Genomic DNA, 16529 nt, shown 5'->3' with positions numbered 1-16529 from the left:
GGTGGCGGTGTGCTCGGGTTTGCGGCTTATTATCTGTACAACAATAAGAAGGCCGAGGCCGAAGCCAGCTTGCAGCCTGAAGAAGACGATGCGCCAGTTCTGCCGCGGGACAAACCCATTGGCGACGTGCTTGACTTGGATGACATCCACGTCGAATTTGCCACCGATCTTGTGAATATGGTGCTGGACCCAGGCGCTGGTCTGGACGCCCGGATTACCAACATGCGGACCCATGTGGCCTCGACCTATGGTTTGATCCTTCCGGAAATCCGCCTCACAGATGAGCCGTCCCTGCCCAATGGCACTTACACCATTCGCATTCAGGGCGTAGAACAGGTGCGCGATCGGTTGGAGCCGGAAAAAGTGCTCGCGCTGGCCGGAGATTCCCCAGACGCCCTCCCGTCAGGTGAAGACGTTTCTGAGCCGGTTTATGGCGCACCTGCCCGCTGGATCGACAGTGCTGCACAGGAGAAAGCCGCCCTGTCAGGCATCACCATTGTGACCCCGGGCGAAGTGCTCGCGACACATCTGTTGGAAACCATCAAATCAAACTTTGGCCGCCTGCTGACCTTTAAGGCGCTGCGCCGTATTCTGGATGAGATGATGAACCTGTCTGATCCGGTTCGTGCCGATGCCAACCGCCGGATGATGGACGAGTTTGTGCCGGACAAGGTGCCGCTTGATCTGTTGCACCGCATCCTGCGTATGCTGCTGGACGAGCAGGTCTCGATCCGCAACATGCCGCTGATATTGGAATCGATTGCCGAAGCCCGCCATGTGAGCGCGCAGCCGGATGTGATCTGTGAGAATGTACGCCAGCGTCTTGGCTTCCAATTGATTTCAGACCTGAAGCGCAACGATGGCACCATTCCACTGGTGCAGCTTGCGCCAGAATGGGAAGATACATTTGCCACTTACCAAGTTGATGGCGACGCCGGCGGCATGGATGTGGCACTGCCCCCGGATGTGTTCAACGCATTGGCCCAGTCAATTGCCGATCGCATGACCGACGCTGGCAACAGCGGGATATTTGCGGCGTTGGTGACCTCTACACGACGCAGGCGGTTCCTGCGTACGGTGCTGAGCGCCAAAGGCATTTCCAATCCGGTGTTGAGTTTTGAGGAAATTGGACTGGATGCCCGGCCCGCACTTGTTGGAGTTGTCGCCGCATGATGGAGACCGCCCTCTTCCTTCTGAACACCTCAGAAGCCGCGCTTTGGCACGGCTTTTTGGTATTTTTACGGGTTGGGGCTGCGGTGGCTTTGTTACCTGCATTTGGCGAAACATCTGTGCCTGCGCGGATCAAAATTGGTCTGGTACTTGCGTTCACAGTGATTGTCGCCCCGGCGGTTCCGGTGTTTGAAACCACCGAGCCCAGTTTTGCGCTGATCGCGCAATATGCGCTCACCGAAACCATGAGCGGCTTCCTGATGGGCATTGGCATTCGCATGTTTGTTATGGCGTTGCAGACAGCGGGTACCATTGCCGGTCAGTCAACTTCGCTGGCGCAGCTTTTGGGCGGCGCAGCTGGCGAGCCTTTGCCCGCAATCGGCAACGTTTTAGTAATTGCAGGCTTGGCTCTGGCGGTGACGATGGGATTGCATGTCTACGTCGCGCAATACCTTATTGGGTCGTACATGCTGTTCCCGGCCGGCACGTTCCCACCGCGTGAAATCATGACCGAATGGGGCGTGCCGCATATGGCGCAGGCGTTTAACCTGGCGTTCCGTTTGGCCGCACCCTTTGTGATTATCTCGGCGATCTACAACCTGATGCTTGGGGTGATCAACCGCGCCATGCCGCAGTTGATGGTGGCCTTTGTGGGTGCCCCCTTGATCACGGCGGGCGGTTTGTTTCTTTTGTTCCTTGTCGCTCCCGCGCTGCTCACCCTGTGGTGGGGCGCAATGGAGGCCTTCATGATCAATCCAGTTGAGGGATTGAGATGAGCGGCGGACAGGAAGACGACAGCGAAAAGAGTTTTGAGCCCACCCAGAAAAAACTGGATGACGCGCGCAAAAAAGGTGAGATCGCTAAATCCATGGATGTCTCCGTGGCAGCGGGCTACCTTGGCCTCACACTGGCATTTCTGACCGTTGGTGCGACCACCATCAAATCAGCAGGCAATGGGTTGATGGTGCTTTTGGATCAAGCGGATGAGCTTGCGCCATTGGTGTTTGAAGGTGACCCTGCTACGCCCATCGGCGGCATCATGACAGAAATCATCCTGTCTATTGCGCCTTGGTTTATCGTACCGATGGTGGCGGTGATTTTGAGCGTGATTGCGCAGAATGCCTTTTTGGTCACAGGTTCAAAGCTTGCCCCAAAGCTTTCGCGGATCAATCCGCTGGCCAATGCCAAAAACAAGTTTGGCCGCAGCGGGTTGTTTGAATTTGCCAAAAGCTTTGCCAAGCTGGTGATCTTTTCGGTGTGTCTTGGATTTTTCCTGAGAGCACGCATGGCGGAGATGGCTTCGGCCATTCAGCTGGATGCGATTATGGTGCCTGCCCTCCTGGGCCGCCTAATGCTTGAGTTTCTGATGATTGTGATTGTCGTCTCCGCTTCAATCGCCGTGATCGATTATTTCTGGCAACGCGCTGAACACATTCGCAAAAACATGATGACCCGCAAGGAGATGACGGACGAGAGCAAGGAGTCCGAAGGCGACCCGCATATGAAACAACAGCGGCGTCAAAGGGGGCAGGAAATTGCGATGAACCAGATGCTCGCGGATGTGCCGGATGCGGATGTGATTATGGTGAACCCAACCCACTACGCTGTGGCATTGAAATGGTCTCGACTGCCGGGCGCAGCGCCGGTTTGTGTGGCCAAAGGTGTGGATGAGGTTGCGGCCAAAATCCGGGAAGTGGCCCAGGAAAACGCGGTGCCAATTCACCGGGATCCACCATCAACCCGTGCATTGCATGCGGTTGCGGAAATTGGACAGGAAATCCCACCGGACCACTACGCGCCAGTGGCAGCCGCAATTCGATTTGCTGACGCAATCCGTCAGCGCATGAAAGGACGCGTATGAGCGACGATCTGAAAGAGCTGAACGTCATCACCCAGGCGCACTATCAAAAGGCGCAGGCTGCGATGCAGGCGGTACAGGCCGAAGAAAACAAGCTGCGCGGGCTGTTAAATGACCTGTCAGACCAGGAAAAGAACGGGCGCGAGATGCTCAGTGATGACACAGCCATGCGCATCACCGGCGGCGATCTCGCCTGGAACAGTTGGATTGGGCGCAACCGGAAGATCCTCAACCACCAACTGGCCAATGTGATGGTCCGCAAAGAGATGGTTTACAAAGACCTACAGACGCATTTTGGCAAAGCAGATGTGATGGAAAAACTTCTAGAGCATGAGATGCAAGCCCGCCGTCAAATCCGTGCAGTAGCGCTGGTGGATTCGATCATGGAAGGCAAGCTCAGCTGCGGCATGTGAGCTTTTAATCCTTCAATAAAAAAGGGGCGGCGCTAATCAGCGCCGCCCCTTTTTGCTTTATTGGTTTGTTGTTTTACGCGATGTCTTGACGCGTGATCTGTACGATCAGAACATCGGTGATTTCGTCACCAAAGGTCTTTTGCGCGACTTCCAGAAAAGTTTTACGAAGGCGATCCAGTTTACTGGAGTTGGTAAACGCACCGTCAAATCCACCGATGTTGGCGTGATCAAACATGGCCTGTAAAAGCGCACCGCGGATGCGAGGTTCCGCTTCGAAAATAGCTTCGCTGTGACTGTCTTTCACTTCTATCGTCAGTGTGACCAGGATAAGCGAGGCCACGGCATCGTCGTTTACAACAGGGACAATGAATTGATCCACCAGATCAACATACGAACGTCCCTTTGGTGGGCCTTCTTCTTTGTCTTTCTTATCTGTTGTTGCTGCATGGTCTTCACCTTCGGCACCTTCGGTTGGCGCCACTGGGGCGGGTTCCGGACGCAGGGCAAGCCCTGCGCCAACACCGGCACCAATACCAACAAGGAGAAGTATAATTGGGAGAAGTTTCTTCATCAGACTACCCGATTAATATGGCAGGACCGCGTCCATGACCTGTTGACCCCAACGTGGTTGCTGTACGTCGGTGATTTGACCGCGACCACCGTAAGACACACGGGCCGAGGCAATTTTGTCAAAAGTGATTTCATTCTGACGTGAGATGTCCTCGGAACGGGCAAAGCCGGACACAAGCAATTCGCGCAGTTCAAAGTTCACGCGTAGTTCCTGAGAGCCTTCGATGGCCAGAACACCATTGGGCAAAACGTCAACAACTGTGGCCGCAACCCGCAGTGTCAGTTTTTCGCTGCGTTTTACAGATCCGTCGCCGGAACTCTTGCTGTCGGAACTCAAATCCACCAGCGGATCTGTGGTTGCCCCGGTTGGAAGGCGCTCGTTGATGCGCTGTGGAAGACCTGCAAGAGCGGGAATGGACAAGCTGTCAGAGCCGCTACGATTGCGCTCAGATTCGTTTTTGATCTGGGCTTTTTCGTCCACCTCGATCACCACAGTCAGAATGTCGCCCCGGCTGGCAGCGCGGCGATCGCCAAGCAGCGACGCTTTGTTGCCGCTCCACAGCGATGCGGTATCTGAGCGACGCGACACGCTGGCCTGTTGCGGCAGCGGCGGATTCATCATGGCGTAGTGTTCTTGATTGTTGGTGGTCGGCGTAAAGCTGGGCGCTTTGCCCATGTGATCGGTGCGGGCACATCCGGAAACGGCCAATGCCACGAGAAGAATTGCTGTAGAGAAAATACGCACAGGGGTTTTCCTTTAATTGGCGACCTGAATATCGCCATTGGGCAATACAGTTCCGGTGATGGTGGAGCGGGAGCTGAGGTTCATGACACGCAGTCGCTCGCCCTCGCCGGCTCGGGCCAAAGAGCGGCCCTCCGTTTCGATTTTCAAACCGCTGGAGTTGTAGATCAGCGTGACAATCTGATTGCGTTCCACAAGCGCTGGTGCGCCGATGTCGCCTTTGCGCACAGGGCGGCCTGGGTAAATCGCTTTGCGCGCTTCCTGCCCGATCACCGCTTCGAGGTCGGTGTGGGCGCCAGGCACGTTGCCGCGCTTCAGCCCGACAACATCTGGATCGATAATGGTGTTGGCCCGAATGATCTCGGTCGCGACCACAATTTCTGCCGAAACCGGCGCGGCAAGAACTGTTAGGATGAGGGCAAGAGCGGGTTTCATTTTAGCGCACCTGCGCCGTGGCTGCCATCATCTGGTCAGCGGCGGTGATGACCTTGGCGTTGAGCTCATAGCCACGTTGGGCTTCGATCAACTCGGTGACTTCGCGCACCGCGTCCACGGAGCTGTCTTCCAAGTATCCCTGACGCAACGTGCCCAGACCGTCTTCGCCCGGGTTGGTTACGTTGGGTGCACCGGAGGCTTCGGTTTCAGCAAAGAGGTTGCCGCCCAGCGCTTCGAGACCTTTGGCATTAGTGAAACCAGCCAAGGTAAATTGGCCAAGCTCTTCGGCCTCGGTGGCATCGCTAAAATACGCAAAAACCTGACCGTCGCCATTGATGGAAATACTGGTCGCATCCTCCGGAATGGTGATTTCAGGGGCCACCGGGAAGCCATCAGAAGTGACAATCAGGCCATCCGCGCTGCGTTTCAAACCACCATCACGGGTGTAGGCCGCTTCGCCGTTGGGCAGAGTAACTTCGAGGTAGCCTTTGCCCTCAATAGCCACGTCCAAGTCACCGCCGGTGTTGGACAGAGAGCCCTGTTCCAGGTTCACGTTGATCGCTGCGGCACGCACACCCAGGCCAACCTGCACGCCTGTCGGGAGCACAGATCCATCAGAGGCGCTGATCGCACCGGCGCGGGAAACCTGCTGATAGTGCAGGTCCGCAAACTCGGCGCGACGGGCGTTATAACCTGTCGTAGACATGTTGGAGAGGTTGTTGGAAATTGTCTCAACGCGCAGTTGCTGAGCGCTCATACCGGTAGCTGCAATTGTCAGGGCACGCATTCTGCTGTCCTCTTTCTATGTTTATCTGACGAAGGTTTTCACCGCGTCACGGATGCGGTTGTGTTCGTTTTCAAGGAAAGTCTGTCCCATCTCATAGGCGCGTTGCACCTCGATCATACGGGACAATTGGGTGATTGGATTGACGTTGGAATTCTCGAGGAACCCCTGCAAAACGCGGGCTTCTTCGACGGGTTCCACTCCATCGGGGGCCTCAAACAGCACGCCGGTTTCCCGCTTCAGATCGAGCGGGTTGACCGGCCGGTAGACACCCAACTGCCCGAGAGGGTTGCCGTCCACACTAAAGGTACCATCAGAGGCGACATCCACGCCTTTGGCATCCGGAGGAATAAAGATCGGTGCGCCGCCGGAGTCCAAGACAAGATGGCCATCCATGTTCACCAGATCGCCATTTTCATTGGGAGAAAACGCCCCCGCACGGGTGAGGCGCTCGCCGTCTGGCGTCTGCACCATAAAGAAACCCGGGCCCTCAACTGCAAAATCTAAGCTGCCGCCCGTTTGCTTGAGCGCGCCTTGCTCCAGCGAAGTCATCTGCACATTGGCGGTCGCCATGGAAATGCTTTCAGTGCCGGGGGCTGACTTGATGAATTCTGAGAACGCGATGCCTTCGGCACGGTAGCCGGTGGTGGCGGCGTTTGCGATGTTGTTTGCCAGAACGTTCATCTCACGGGTGAGACCGGACTGACGGGTCAGCGTTGTGTAGCCTGCGTTGTCCATGGTTAGCCTCCTGCAATCAGTGGAACGAGGGTGGATTGAAAAAACGACACCAAGGTTTGGCTCATGAAGCCCATGGTGGCCCAGAAGACGATGACAATTGAGAGCACTTTGGGCACAAAGGTCAGGGTCATCTCCTGGATTGAGGTCAGCGCCTGAAACAAGCCAACCAAGACACCAGAAACCAACGCCACAGTCAGAATGGGCGCGGAGATCATCACCGCGACCCAAAGGCCTTGGCGCAGGGTGTCAAAAAGGATGGCTTGATCAAACATCAGACTGGCATACGCAGAATTTCTTGGTAGGCCTCGACCACCTTGTTGCGCACGGTCACTGCGGTCTCCACCGCCAGCTCGGTTTGCGCCAGAGCCTGCACCAATGTGTGCGGATCCGCTTTGCTGGTCATCGACTGCATGGAGACCTGCTCGCTTTCCTGAAGCGTGGCCGCAAAATCCTTTGCGAGACCAAACAGGGCATTGCCACCTTCGCCGTTTTCTGCGGGTCCTGTGGCGGGTTTTGAAGCCGTGTAATTCTGGGCGGCTAGTACTGTACGGACATCCATTCTGGGTCTCCTTAGTTAAACGTTATTTGCGTAATAGTTCCATAAGCGAGGACGACATCTGCCGGGTCTGGTCAAACATCTTGAGGTTGGCCTCGTAGCTGCGCTGTGCTTCGCGCGCGTCAGCAATCTCGATGATCATGTCGACATTTGAGCCCATGTAGTTACCGGAGGCGTTGGCCATCGGGTGGCTTGGATCAAAGATTTTCTGACCCTCTGACCGATCCAGCTGAACGGGGCTCACGGAAACTTGTCCGTCACGTGTGGCGGTGTCTGCCTCAAAGCTCACGGTCTTTCGCTGATAGCCAGGGGTGTCGGCATTGGCGATGTTTTCGGACACGTGGCGCAGGCGGGCGGCTTGTGCTCGCAGACCTGACGAGGTGACGCTTAATGCGGAACCAAAATCACTCATTGATCATGACTTTCTGTCTTACTTAACGTCCAAGTGCAGTTCGAAGCACGGACAGGGAGGATTTGTAGATGGCCAGCGAACGGTCGTGCTGGCGTTTGATGTCAACCGCCTTCAGCATCTCTTCTTCTAAAGAGACGCTGTTGCCGCTGGGCGCGACTTCGGAGGTGGTGAGGGTTGGACGCAGCGCGGCAGATTCCATCGCATGGCCTTGATGACCGGTGCGGGTTGCACGCATACTGGAGGCACCACCGTCGTTACGGTAGACCTCTTTAAAGGGCGTAATATCGCGGGCTTTGTAGCCCGGCGTATCAGCGTTTGCCATATTCTGAGCCACAACCGACTGTCGTACAGCGGCGTGTTGGCCCATGGCATGTGCAGTTTTAAATACGTTCAAATTCTTGAACACGGGGTTTCTCCCTCGGTGGCTTAAATTAAGGCTTAACCCTGATTCCTTTAGAAAGGGTTTCGAAGGAACTTTGGAGAATCCAAATGAACGCAAAAGGGCTAGAAAGCCTTGGCGCAGAACTCAAAAGAGTGCGCCCAATCAAGGACATAGGCCGAGTCTGCGCGGTTGAGGGCAACCTTCTGCGCGTGAGCGGGCTCAACGCGGTCGCACGAATCGGTGATCTGCTGGAAGTGACGCTGCATGACGGGGCAAAGATTGCCGGTGAAGTCATACAGCTGCACAGCCAAGATATGACAATGCTGCCGGATGCGACGCCGGATGGCGTGTCCATTGGGGACCGCGTGGCATTGCGCGATCAGGTGGGCATTGCGCCGTCTGATGCGTGGATCGGGCGGATCATTGATCCATACGGGAATCCTCTGGACGGCAAGCCGCTGTTGCGCGGACCAAAAATGCGGCCATTGAAGAACAGTCCTCCCCCACCTGCCGCCCGTCGCGCGCTGGGCGATCGGCTGGAAACCGGGATGGCAATTTTCAACACGATGCTGCCAATTGTGAAAGGCCAACGTATTGGTTTGTTTGCAGGTTCCGGCGTTGGTAAGTCGAGTCTGATGGGGCAATTTGCCAAACATATGACCGGTGATATTGCTGTCATTGCGCTGATTGGCGAACGTGGTCGGGAGCTGCGGGAGTTTGTCGAAAACGTCCTGGGGCCGGAAGGGTTGAAGCGCTCTATTGTGATTGCGGCCACCTCGGATCAATCCCCACTGGTGCGCAGGCGGTGCGCGTTGGCGGCAATGAGTGTCGCGGAACATTTTCGGGATTCCGGTAAGCATGTGATTTTTATGGCGGATTCAATCACGAGATTCGCCGAAGCGCACCGTGAAGTGGCCGTTGCATCGGGCGAAATGCCAGCCCTGCGGGGCTACCCGCCATCGACCTCCCATATGATCATGTCGCTGTGTGAGCGGGCCGGTCCAGGGCTCGATGGTCAGGGAGATATTACCGGTGTTTTCAGCGTCTTAGTCGCGGGCTCGGACATGGATGAACCGATTGCGGACATCCTGCGCGGGGTGCTGGATGGGCATGTGGTGCTGGATCGCAAGATTGCCGAGCGGGGCAGATATCCGGCGGTGGACCTGCTTAGGTCCGTGTCGCGGAGCTTGCCGCATTGTGCAACGGACCAAGAAAATGCAACAATTTCAGAGGCTCGCAGGCTTTTGGGAGCGTATGAGCAGAGCGCCACAATGATCCGGGCGGGGCTGTATTCGGCGGGGTCTGATCCAGTGCTGGATGTGGCGATCAACGCCTGGCCGGAGCTGGATGCCTATATGGGTGACGGCAAAAGTGCGTCGATTATGAATGCATTTCAAAAGCTTACCCTGCTTCTGCGACGGGCTGGTGCGAAAGCGTAAATACTGTTTTCATGAAACGACAAAAGCGCGCCTTTGGAGGCGCGCTTTTTGCTGAATTTTCCCGTCGGTATGACGTCTGTATCGCGACTGTATTGCGACAGTTCCAGATGTTGTGGGTCGGATCAGTATTGCAACAAGGACAGCGCGATCTGACCGCCGCTCAAGCCTTGCGTATTGCTGATCTGAGACATGATCAGATACCGATCGACAATTTTCTGCTGCGCGTCTTCACCGACAAATTGACCAATTTCGGAATCGCCGGTCAATTTCTCCATCCGGCCACGAAATGTCTCAAGCTGTTTGTCGAGATCCATCGCGCCAAATGATGACGGCAGATTAAAGGTGGTTTCCATCACATTGCGCAACGGTGGGGACCCAAGCACCGAAAACCACTTGGTCGTATCGCTCTTGCCGTTGACAGCAATCTCTTCGAGTTCACGCACCGCATTGAGGGCCAGACGCAGGCTTTCATCCTGCTCGCCCACGGCAATTTCAAACTGCCGGGTGGTGTATTGCTCTTTGATGTTTTCAACAAAGGAGTCTTTTTTGTGCCAAGGGCCGCCAAGATCCCCAAAGCCAAAGTCTTTGGCAAAGGCGAGGTAGCGCTTGTCGGCCATTTTATTGGCCAGAGAGTCCGAGGCTTGGGAGCCTTCCTCAAGAACTTTCTTCATGAGGAAGGTGTGGTTGATATCTTCGTCCAACCCGTAGGCGCCCAGCGCAATCCGCATCAAGCGGCGGTCGCTTGTGAGATCCTCTGCGGTTTCGACATTTCGAATGTTTTCTTCAAAATAGTCAAGGTCACGCTGCATGACCGGCGAACTTTCGAACGCCTTGGTCTGCGTGTCCATCGTGCGCTGGAGAAAGTTCCAGGCAACGAGGCCGGTTCCTGCGACGATGGGTTGAAAGCTCATTGGCGTGCCACCGCCATCAAACGGTCTTCGCGTGGCAGCAATGTGCGCAGCGCCTTGAGGCTTTGATAGTGACGGCCAGCAAGCACGGCTTCAGACGCCAGTGTGATCTGTTGACGGCTGTCATGATCGGTGAAGACCTGACTCAGATCCTCGATGTGGCGCAGCAACGTGCGTTCCACTTCGTCGGCCTCTGCGTCACCAGACAGAACCAGCTGCAGCGAGTAACACGCGCGGCGCACAGGTGTGTTGGCCTCTTCAGGGTGGATGGCATCCCGCAAACGCAAGATGTGGGCGTTTGGGGTCATGATGGACAGTCGGGACCGGCGGTCGCCGTTCTCGATAACTGCGCCGTTCACGAGAACCCGCTCTTTGGGGCTCAATTTTAAGACAAGGCCGCTCATGCTGCTGCCGCTCCGCTTCGAAGACCGCGCAAAATGGCGGTGTTGACTTCCAGTAGGGGCCGCACATTGGCGTCGCCCGCCAGCACTTTTGTGCTGTGATGATCCGTGAATTTCGCCAAGTAGAAGATCTGGGCCCGAAGCTGTTCGGGCAGACCGTTGTCGTTGCCGGCAACATCCGCAGCGAGAAGTGTCCAAAGGGACCGGTTCTCATGGATGGCCTCGGCAAGGGCTGGGAAACCACGTTTGCCTTGCATGGCAGCTTGCTTAAGCTTGTGGGTGACCCGCGCGATCACGTCATATTCTAGCTTGCCGGTGGACTTTGTTGGCGCGCCGGCCTGCCCGTAGGCGCGTTTTGCGAGAGCATTTGGTGTCACGTCGGAGTTCTCCCGAGATGCGAGACAGAAATTAGAAAGATGGAGGTGCTGGGGGCGCCGTTCGAGCGCCCCCAACTAAGTCCATTAACGGAAGAGCGACAGCAGCTGCTGTGGCGCCTGGTTTGCAATAGACAGCGACTGTGTCGCCAGCTGCTGCTGAACCTGAAGCGCCTGCAGACGTGCAGATGTTTCTTCCATATCGGCGTCAACCATGCCGCCGATACCCGAAGTCAGGGAGTCAGACAGCTTCGATACGAAGTCGTTCTGAGTCTCGATGCGGGATTCAACGGTACCAAAGGCTGCGGCTGCGTCGATGGTGGTGGTGATCAGACCTTCGATGGAACCCAGAGCTGCAGTTGCGCCACCTGCGGTGGACACGTCAATCGCAGCCAAGTTCGCCAACGCACCGGAACCTGCGTTCTGGAAGGAACCGGTGACGGTCATGTCAGCGGTGCCGTTGTTGGTGAAAGTCAGCTGACCAGCAGCTGCAGTTGGATCATAGTCAACCTGCATGCCTGCAATACCAAGATTGTCGACAGAGTTCTTCAGACCGGCCGCAACCATTTCATCAGTGTTGATACCCACACCGATGTCATCTGCACTTACAGTGTAGGATGCAGTCTGGTCACCCAAGCGAATTTCAATTTTATCGCCTGCTGCAAAGTCATCCGCCGGGCTGGCTGCACCAGCAATGGTGATTTGATCAGTGCCACCAGCCGCGTCAAGCGACAGAGCAACCGTATCACCGTTACCAGAAGGCGTACCACCGGAAGAAGAGAAGATGTCTTTGGCAGAGTAACCACCAGTGGACAGGTTGGCACCGGTCACGGTGATCGACGAAGCGGTCACGTTACCGGAAGAGTCACGGTCAAGAGAGGACAGAACATCAGTAGAAGCGGTAGAACCGTCAACCAGGTTCAGACCGTTGAACTGGGCTGCGCCCACAACGGAACCGATCTGATCGCGCAGGTCGTTCACTTCAGCTTGCAGTTTGGTCCGGTCCACGTTGTCACCCTGTGCGGCAACAATGCGCTCTTTCATCTGACCCAAAAGGTCGGTCACTGTTTCGGTTGCATTACGGGCAACAGCAACAGTGGATTCACCCAGAGACAGGCTTTCTTTCACCGATTTGAAACCGTTTACGTCAGATTCCATAGTCTTGGAAATTGCCCACACCGCGGCGTTTTGCTTGGCGTCGGCAACCTTCTTACCAGTCGAGATAGCGGACGTGGTTTCAGACAGGCTGGAGTTAACGGATTTCAGGGTTTGCAGCGCAACCATTGCGCCGTTGTTTGTCAGAATGCTGGACATGGCATTTCCTATATGTCGTGACGCTTTTGCGTCGGTTTGTATTTTGCGCCTCTTTAGGGAGGCACTCCTGAACGTCATTCTGACATCTACCGGTCGGCTCAGGTCCGTGTCCGGTGCCACCCTCCTTGGGATGCGGGATCAACATGGCGTGGTAAGTGCTAACGTTTCCCTAAACCCAAACCGCACAATCGGTGGCATTTTAAACAAACTTGGAAGAGAGCGATTTACGCTCTTTTTTCAACACGTTGACCGGCGTTCAATTGAACGGCTTGGCGCTGGCCACGGTTGTCATAAGATTCGAAAGTGGTGCGCACGCGGCGCATGGTGCCCATGCGTTCATGAGTGGCACGCAAACCGGCCTGTGCCGATTCCAAAAGTTGGTGGTTGCGGGCAAAGCCTTCCTGCAATGGGATGAGATCATCTGCGTCAATCTCCTCTTCCTCTTGCAGGGTGGTGAGTTCTTCGAACAACGCTTCTTTGCGAGTCAAAAGATCTGGCAGCGCATCCAGTTTGCCTTCGAGCAGCGCGGTGCGCTCATCTTCGAGCAATTCCTGAAGCGAATCGATCAGCGGGATTTCAACGGTGTCATCAGACATCGGCGCGCTCCTTTAATGCGTTGAAGAATGCCTCGGACAGGCCAATGCCGCCGGCGTTCACCATGGCGCGGGCTTGTTCCTGAACCAGGAAGGAGGAGAACTGGTCTTCGCCAGCGCCGCCGCCAAAGGATTCGCTTGTTTTTCCAAGGCCTGCGGATTTGAGCATCTCGGCCAGGAAGCCAGCCTCAAGCTCTTTGGCCGCGTCGCGCAGGGCGGTTTCGCGGGCGCTGGGCATGGGTTGGATCGGGGGCGCAGAGGGCGCGATAGGAGTGGGTGTGTTGAGCATTTCTTGCCTCACAGTCTAAACGTGGATTTTTTAGTTGTGGCGCAGGACGGTAAAGAAAGTGGTAAGGAAGACTGGCGTAGAGAGGGCCTGAGGAAGAATTCCCGGAGACCGCTATGCTTAACCTGCCTTTTGTGACCCAACCGTCGGTCACCAACGAGACAACCGCCACCAAAAATGCGCCGAAGCCGAAGCAGGAAAAAGACGATTTTTCCAAGGCTTACGAGGCATCGGACACTGGCGATGACCGTCCATCCGAGGACGTGAAAGACACCCGCAGCGCCGACCAGGATCAGACTGACGACGCGCCGAAAGACACCGATTCGCGGCCTGACAAAGACGGCAGACAAGCTAAGTCTGATGGGCAAGATAAAACGCCTGAAACACCGGAGGACGCGGATTTTGTCGCTGTGGAGGTGGCTCAAACCGTACATGACGTGCCTGAAATTGCGCCCGCAGACGCGGAAACAAAGGTCGCCAAAGCCACGACAGAGAACGCCGCGTTGATGAAGTTGGCGCCACAAGCCAGTGACGCGGCCAAGCAGGCGGTCACGGGACAAGCACAAACACAAGCAACCGACACAAAACGGAGCGTACTGCCGGAGCAAGCAGCCCCCAAAGCCGTGGATGCGGTGCAAATGGCCAACGCCCAATCCGGTAAACTGGCGGCAGAAACCGGCGAAGGGCTCGACCCGATGCGCGTGCAAGTGCGCTCACAAGTGAGCCAACAGGCAGCGCAGCCTGCACCACAGCAGATTGTGCAAGAGGTGGCGGCGCAAGATGCAGGCCGTCGTGGCGCCGTTAAGCAGAGCGTGGAATCGGTGGATGAGCCAACGGCTCCAAAACTGGAAACACCCTCAGTGCCAACAACCTCCACCACGCAGCAGATGCAAGCGCGCGCGATTATGGAGCAGGTCAACGCCGGTGTGCAGCAGATGAACACCAAGGCAGCAGATGTACAGGCGACTCAGAACGTAGACATGATGATTGCTGCCGCGGATGAGAGCAACAACAGCTCCCGTTCGATCATCAGTCCACAAGAAGCAGCGTCCCAGGCCCGATTGAACAACAGTGCGCCCAACCCGGCCTATGTGGTGCGGCAGGTCGCAGATGCCTTCAAAATGTCGGATAAGAATCTGATCGAATTGGCAATGGATCCGCCAGAATTGGGCAAGGTGCGCATGTCCATGTCTGAGGCAGGTGGCGTGATGACCGTGAACATCGCGGCCGAAAACCAAGCCACCAGCGAATTGATGCGTCGTCACATCGACATGCTGCGCAAAGACTTTATGGAGATGGGCTACAAAGACGTCTCTTTCAGCTTTGAACAGCAAGGCAGCGGCGGCCAAGACGCCCAATCCGGCAATGACTTTGGCCAAGGTGGCCAGGGTGGCCAAGCTCAAGGCGATGGCCCGTTGATGGCGGATGCCGCCACATTGGCCGCACAGCAGGCCGCCCCCCAAACCCTCGTAAGCAGCGGCCTTGATATCCGCGTCTAGGAGAGACACATGACCCCGACCGCCACTTCTACCGCGCCCCAGACTGGCGCAGCACAAGCCACAGCAGCAGCCGCCGCCGCAAATGAGCCCACAAACGGGTCTGCGGCACTGGCTTCTGATTTTGAGACCTTTCTGACCATGTTGTCGGTGCAGATGCAGAACCAGGATCCGCTGAACCCAACCGATTCGACAGAATTTGCGTCGCAGCTGGCGCAGTTCTCGACGGTGGAACAGCAAACGCTGACCAACACACTGCTGACCAACCTTGGCTCACAGCTCGGCGCCATGGGTATGGGCAACTTGGCAACCTGGGTTGGCATGGAAGCCCGCGTGACAGCGCCTGCGCATTTCACCGGTGATCCCATTCAGGTTGTGCCAAATGCCAATGATCTGGCTGCAACAGCGACGTTGATTGTGCGCAACGAAGCCGGCAGCGAAGTGCAACGCTACGCCATTGATCCCAAGTCAGACACCGTGACCTGGTCCGGCATTGACGATGCGGGCAACCCGTTCCCGAATGGGAACTATACTTTTGTCACCGAGAGCCGCGCCAATGGCGAAACTTTGGACACGGTTTACGGCGACATTTACGCGCGGGTGACAGAGGCGCGCAACACAGACCAGGGCGTGGTTTTGATCTCTCCCGGAGGCGTGGAATTTGCGGCAGATTCCGTTGTGTCCCTACGCGAGCCAACCACCTAAGTCTTGCCTCCGTGCATGACGTGAATTAGCGTCGCGGCGCTCTGATCAAGGACCGCCGCGCTGACTGATTTGCCCCCTTCCCCGCCTGACGCCGTTATTGCGGCTTTGGCCATTGCGCTGCCGGACCGTCGGTTGCCGGATCGCTGGCAACCGCTGTTTGGCGGGCGCACCAACACGGCGTGGCATGGAATTTGTGAAGCTTCGCGCGACGTTGTGTTAAAGCTCTATGCCGGACCGGCGCTTAATCCACTTTTCCCCAACGATCCTGAGGCGGAAGCCACGTTGCTGCATCTGTTGGCGCCCAAAGGCATTGCGCCCGCATTTTTGACCGGTTTTGACACGCAAGCGGGCTGGTGCAACCTATATGAGCACCTTCCCGGCGCCACGTGGCAAGCCGCAACCGCGCCGGTTGCGCAGCTGATGCGACACCTTCATGGTGTGACCCCGCCCAGCGGATTACGGCGCACACCGGATGGGTCTGCGGCCTTGCTGGACCAAGTGTCTGCAATTGTCAGCCGGTGTGAGACAGGCCTCGATTTTTTGGCGGACCTTCCGAAGGACGTTGTTGCGCCCAGCGGTCGCGACGTGTTGCTACACTCCGACATTGTTCCGGGTAACTTAATCCAGAATGCGGACGGCCTGCATTTGATTGACTGGCAATGCCCGGCGATTGGCGATCCGTGCGAAGATATTGCGGTGTTTTTGTCCCCCGCCATGCAGCAAGTATATCGCGGAGAACCGCTGTTAGACACTGAAGTTGAGACGTTTTTGACGGTCTATGGCGATGCTGGCGTGGTGGCGCGGTATCGGCAGTTGGCACCGTTCTACCATGCGCGCATGGCGGCCTATTGCCTGTGGCAAGTTGAAAATGGACGGCCTGATTATGCAGCGGGTTTGCAGCTTGAGCGGGCCGCGTTTCAGAGATCTTTGACGCTGTAGTAGAGATACCCAGG

23 protein-coding genes are annotated in these 16529 nt (G+C 56.4%); 8 read left to right on the top strand and 15 right to left on the bottom strand.

Annotation, left to right across the window (positions count from 1 at the left end):
- The 4 genes from QZ517_RS16410 to QZ517_RS16395 form a co-directional block, all read left to right on the top strand.
- Window positions 1-1173: FHIPEP family type III secretion protein (locus QZ517_RS16410; protein ID WP_294228764.1), on the top strand; the 1173-nt coding region annotated here is incomplete at its 5' end.
- Window positions 1170-1946 (top strand): flagellar biosynthetic protein FliR, encoded by a 777-nt coding sequence (locus tag QZ517_RS16405; RefSeq protein WP_294228762.1) that lies wholly within the window; start codon window positions 1170-1172, stop codon window positions 1944-1946. The genes QZ517_RS16410 and QZ517_RS16405, both read left to right, overlap by 4 nt.
- Window positions 1943-3031, top strand: coding sequence for a flagellar biosynthesis protein FlhB (locus QZ517_RS16400; protein ID WP_294228759.1), 1089 nt, complete (start codon window positions 1943-1945; stop codon window positions 3029-3031). Before QZ517_RS16405 ends, QZ517_RS16400 begins: the two co-directional genes overlap by 4 nt.
- The gene (locus QZ517_RS16395; RefSeq protein ID WP_294228756.1) at window positions 3028-3441 is read left to right on the top strand and encodes a hypothetical protein; all 414 of its coding nucleotides are present in this window, start codon (window positions 3028-3030) and stop codon (window positions 3439-3441) included. Before QZ517_RS16400 ends, QZ517_RS16395 begins: the two co-directional genes overlap by 4 nt.
- A gap of 73 nt (window positions 3442-3514) precedes the next feature.
- Here the strand turns inward: QZ517_RS16395 and QZ517_RS16390 are convergent, their stop codons facing one another.
- From QZ517_RS16390 to QZ517_RS16350, 9 genes are read right to left on the bottom strand one after another with little or no spacing between them, the layout of a single operon-like run.
- On the bottom strand, window positions 3515-4012 hold the full coding sequence (locus QZ517_RS16390) for a flagellar basal body-associated protein FliL (RefSeq protein WP_294228753.1): 498 nt from the start codon (window positions 4010-4012) through the stop codon (window positions 3515-3517).
- A 12-nt stretch (window positions 4013-4024) separates the two neighbouring features.
- Window positions 4025-4756: a flagellar basal body L-ring protein FlgH gene (gene flgH, locus QZ517_RS16385; protein ID WP_294228751.1), complete on the bottom strand. Its 732-nt coding sequence runs from the start codon at window positions 4754-4756 to the stop codon at window positions 4025-4027.
- Window positions 4757-4768: 12 nt separating this feature from the next.
- A complete protein-coding gene (flgA, locus tag QZ517_RS16380; protein ID WP_294228749.1) occupies window positions 4769-5188 on the bottom strand; it encodes a flagellar basal body P-ring formation chaperone FlgA in 420 nt (139 codons plus the stop codon).
- Between the two features lies 1 nt (window position 5189).
- Entirely contained in the window at window positions 5190-5975 is a 786-nt protein-coding gene (gene flgG / locus QZ517_RS16375) for a flagellar basal-body rod protein FlgG (protein WP_283424614.1), read from the bottom strand.
- 21 nt (window positions 5976-5996) lie between these two features.
- Window positions 5997-6710 carry a flagellar hook-basal body complex protein gene (locus tag QZ517_RS16370; protein WP_294228745.1) on the bottom strand — a complete coding sequence of 238 codons (714 nt, stop codon included), beginning with the start codon at window positions 6708-6710 and terminating at the stop codon, window positions 5997-5999.
- 2 nt (window positions 6711-6712) lie between these two features.
- The gene (locus QZ517_RS16365; RefSeq protein ID WP_294228742.1) at window positions 6713-6982 is read right to left on the bottom strand and encodes a flagellar biosynthetic protein FliQ; all 270 of its coding nucleotides are present in this window, start codon (window positions 6980-6982) and stop codon (window positions 6713-6715) included.
- On the bottom strand, window positions 6982-7269 hold the full coding sequence (gene fliE / locus QZ517_RS16360; protein ID WP_283424611.1) for a flagellar hook-basal body complex protein FliE: 288 nt from the start codon (window positions 7267-7269) through the stop codon (window positions 6982-6984). The genes QZ517_RS16365 and fliE overlap by 1 nt, the downstream gene beginning before the upstream one ends.
- Before the next feature lie 22 nt (window positions 7270-7291).
- The gene (gene flgC, locus QZ517_RS16355; protein WP_283424610.1) at window positions 7292-7678 is read right to left on the bottom strand and encodes a flagellar basal body rod protein FlgC; all 387 of its coding nucleotides are present in this window, start codon (window positions 7676-7678) and stop codon (window positions 7292-7294) included.
- A gap of 22 nt (window positions 7679-7700) precedes the next feature.
- Complete coding sequence (locus QZ517_RS16350; RefSeq protein ID WP_294228737.1) at window positions 7701-8084, bottom strand: FlgB family protein; 384 nt, start codon at window positions 8082-8084, stop codon at window positions 7701-7703.
- A gap of 83 nt (window positions 8085-8167) precedes the next feature.
- Here QZ517_RS16350 and QZ517_RS16345 point away from each other — a divergent pair, with 83 nt between their 5' ends.
- Entirely contained in the window at window positions 8168-9499 is a 1332-nt protein-coding gene (locus QZ517_RS16345; RefSeq protein ID WP_294228734.1) for a FliI/YscN family ATPase, read from the top strand.
- Window positions 9500-9621: 122 nt separating this feature from the next.
- Here QZ517_RS16345 and QZ517_RS16340 read toward each other — a convergent pair whose 3' ends face one another.
- From QZ517_RS16340 to QZ517_RS16315, 6 genes are all read right to left on the bottom strand, one after another.
- Entirely contained in the window at window positions 9622-10410 is a 789-nt protein-coding gene (locus QZ517_RS16340) for a DUF1217 domain-containing protein (RefSeq protein ID WP_294228729.1), read from the bottom strand.
- Window positions 10407-10811 carry a flagellar biosynthesis repressor FlbT gene (gene flbT / locus QZ517_RS16335; RefSeq protein WP_294228726.1) on the bottom strand — a complete coding sequence of 135 codons (405 nt, stop codon included), beginning with the start codon at window positions 10809-10811 and terminating at the stop codon, window positions 10407-10409. The genes QZ517_RS16340 and flbT overlap by 4 nt, the downstream gene beginning before the upstream one ends.
- Window positions 10808-11185 carry a flagellar biosynthesis regulator FlaF gene (gene flaF, locus QZ517_RS16330; protein ID WP_294228725.1) on the bottom strand — a complete coding sequence of 126 codons (378 nt, stop codon included), beginning with the start codon at window positions 11183-11185 and terminating at the stop codon, window positions 10808-10810. Before flaF ends, flbT begins: the two co-directional genes overlap by 4 nt.
- An 84-nt stretch (window positions 11186-11269) precedes the next feature.
- Window positions 11270-12496 carry a flagellin gene (locus QZ517_RS16325; protein ID WP_294228723.1) on the bottom strand — a complete coding sequence of 409 codons (1227 nt, stop codon included), beginning with the start codon at window positions 12494-12496 and terminating at the stop codon, window positions 11270-11272.
- A gap of 224 nt (window positions 12497-12720) precedes the next feature.
- Complete coding sequence (locus QZ517_RS16320; protein WP_294228720.1) at window positions 12721-13092, bottom strand: flagellar biosynthesis protein FlgN; 372 nt, start codon at window positions 13090-13092, stop codon at window positions 12721-12723.
- Window positions 13085-13378 carry a rod-binding protein gene (locus tag QZ517_RS16315; protein ID WP_294228717.1) on the bottom strand — a complete coding sequence of 98 codons (294 nt, stop codon included), beginning with the start codon at window positions 13376-13378 and terminating at the stop codon, window positions 13085-13087. Before QZ517_RS16315 ends, QZ517_RS16320 begins: the two co-directional genes overlap by 8 nt.
- Before the next feature lie 113 nt (window positions 13379-13491).
- Between QZ517_RS16315 and QZ517_RS16310 the strand changes: the two genes are divergently transcribed.
- The 3 genes from QZ517_RS16310 to QZ517_RS16300 all read left to right on the top strand — a co-directional run bounded on the left by QZ517_RS16310 (window position 13492) and on the right by QZ517_RS16300 (window position 16515).
- Window positions 13492-14874, top strand: coding sequence for a flagellar hook-length control protein FliK (locus QZ517_RS16310; RefSeq protein WP_294228714.1), 1383 nt, complete (start codon window positions 13492-13494; stop codon window positions 14872-14874).
- A 9-nt stretch (window positions 14875-14883) separates the two neighbouring features.
- On the top strand, window positions 14884-15576 hold the full coding sequence (locus QZ517_RS16305) for a flagellar hook capping FlgD N-terminal domain-containing protein (protein WP_294228712.1): 693 nt from the start codon (window positions 14884-14886) through the stop codon (window positions 15574-15576).
- A 69-nt stretch (window positions 15577-15645) separates the two neighbouring features.
- Complete coding sequence (locus QZ517_RS16300) at window positions 15646-16515, top strand: phosphotransferase (protein WP_294228709.1); 870 nt, start codon at window positions 15646-15648, stop codon at window positions 16513-16515.
- Window positions 16516-16529 lie beyond the last annotated feature (14 nt).

This window comes from uncultured Shimia sp. (assembly GCF_913054185.1).
GTDB lineage: Bacteria > Pseudomonadota > Alphaproteobacteria > Rhodobacterales > Rhodobacteraceae > Shimia.
This window is presented reverse-complemented; position numbering and strand designations above follow the sequence as displayed.

Coding starts and splice junctions, on each gene's coding strand:
- QZ517_RS16405 (WP_294228762.1), top strand. CDS start 1,170: ATGATGGAGACCGCCCTCTTCCTTCTGAACACCTCAGAAGCCGCGCTT.
- QZ517_RS16400 (WP_294228759.1), top strand. CDS start 1,943: ATGAGCGGCGGACAGGAAGACGACAGCGAAAAGAGTTTTGAGCCCACC.
- QZ517_RS16395 (WP_294228756.1), top strand. CDS start 3,028: ATGAGCGACGATCTGAAAGAGCTGAACGTCATCACCCAGGCGCACTAT.
- QZ517_RS16390 (WP_294228753.1), bottom strand. CDS start 4,012: ATGAAGAAACTTCTCCCAATTATACTTCTCCTTGTTGGTATTGGTGCC.
- flgA (WP_294228749.1), bottom strand. CDS start 5,188: ATGAAACCCGCTCTTGCCCTCATCCTAACAGTTCTTGCCGCGCCGGTT.
- flgG (WP_283424614.1), bottom strand. CDS start 5,975: ATGCGTGCCCTGACAATTGCAGCTACCGGTATGAGCGCTCAGCAACTG.
- QZ517_RS16370 (WP_294228745.1), bottom strand. CDS start 6,710: ATGGACAACGCAGGCTACACAACGCTGACCCGTCAGTCCGGTCTCACC.
- QZ517_RS16365 (WP_294228742.1), bottom strand. CDS start 6,982: ATGTTTGATCAAGCCATCCTTTTTGACACCCTGCGCCAAGGCCTTTGG.
- fliE (WP_283424611.1), bottom strand. CDS start 7,269: ATGGATGTCCGTACAGTACTAGCCGCCCAGAATTACACGGCTTCAAAA.
- flgC (WP_283424610.1), bottom strand. CDS start 7,678: ATGAGTGATTTTGGTTCCGCATTAAGCGTCACCTCGTCAGGTCTGCGA.
- QZ517_RS16345 (WP_294228734.1), top strand. CDS start 8,168: ATGAACGCAAAAGGGCTAGAAAGCCTTGGCGCAGAACTCAAAAGAGTG.
- QZ517_RS16340 (WP_294228729.1), bottom strand. CDS start 10,410: ATGAGCTTTCAACCCATCGTCGCAGGAACCGGCCTCGTTGCCTGGAAC.
- flbT (WP_294228726.1), bottom strand. CDS start 10,811: ATGAGCGGCCTTGTCTTAAAATTGAGCCCCAAAGAGCGGGTTCTCGTG.
- QZ517_RS16325 (WP_294228723.1), bottom strand. CDS start 12,496: ATGTCCAGCATTCTGACAAACAACGGCGCAATGGTTGCGCTGCAAACC.
- QZ517_RS16320 (WP_294228720.1), bottom strand. CDS start 13,092: ATGTCTGATGACACCGTTGAAATCCCGCTGATCGATTCGCTTCAGGAA.
- QZ517_RS16315 (WP_294228717.1), bottom strand. CDS start 13,378: ATGCTCAACACACCCACTCCTATCGCGCCCTCTGCGCCCCCGATCCAA.
- QZ517_RS16310 (WP_294228714.1), top strand. CDS start 13,492: ATGCTTAACCTGCCTTTTGTGACCCAACCGTCGGTCACCAACGAGACA.
- QZ517_RS16305 (WP_294228712.1), top strand. CDS start 14,884: ATGACCCCGACCGCCACTTCTACCGCGCCCCAGACTGGCGCAGCACAA.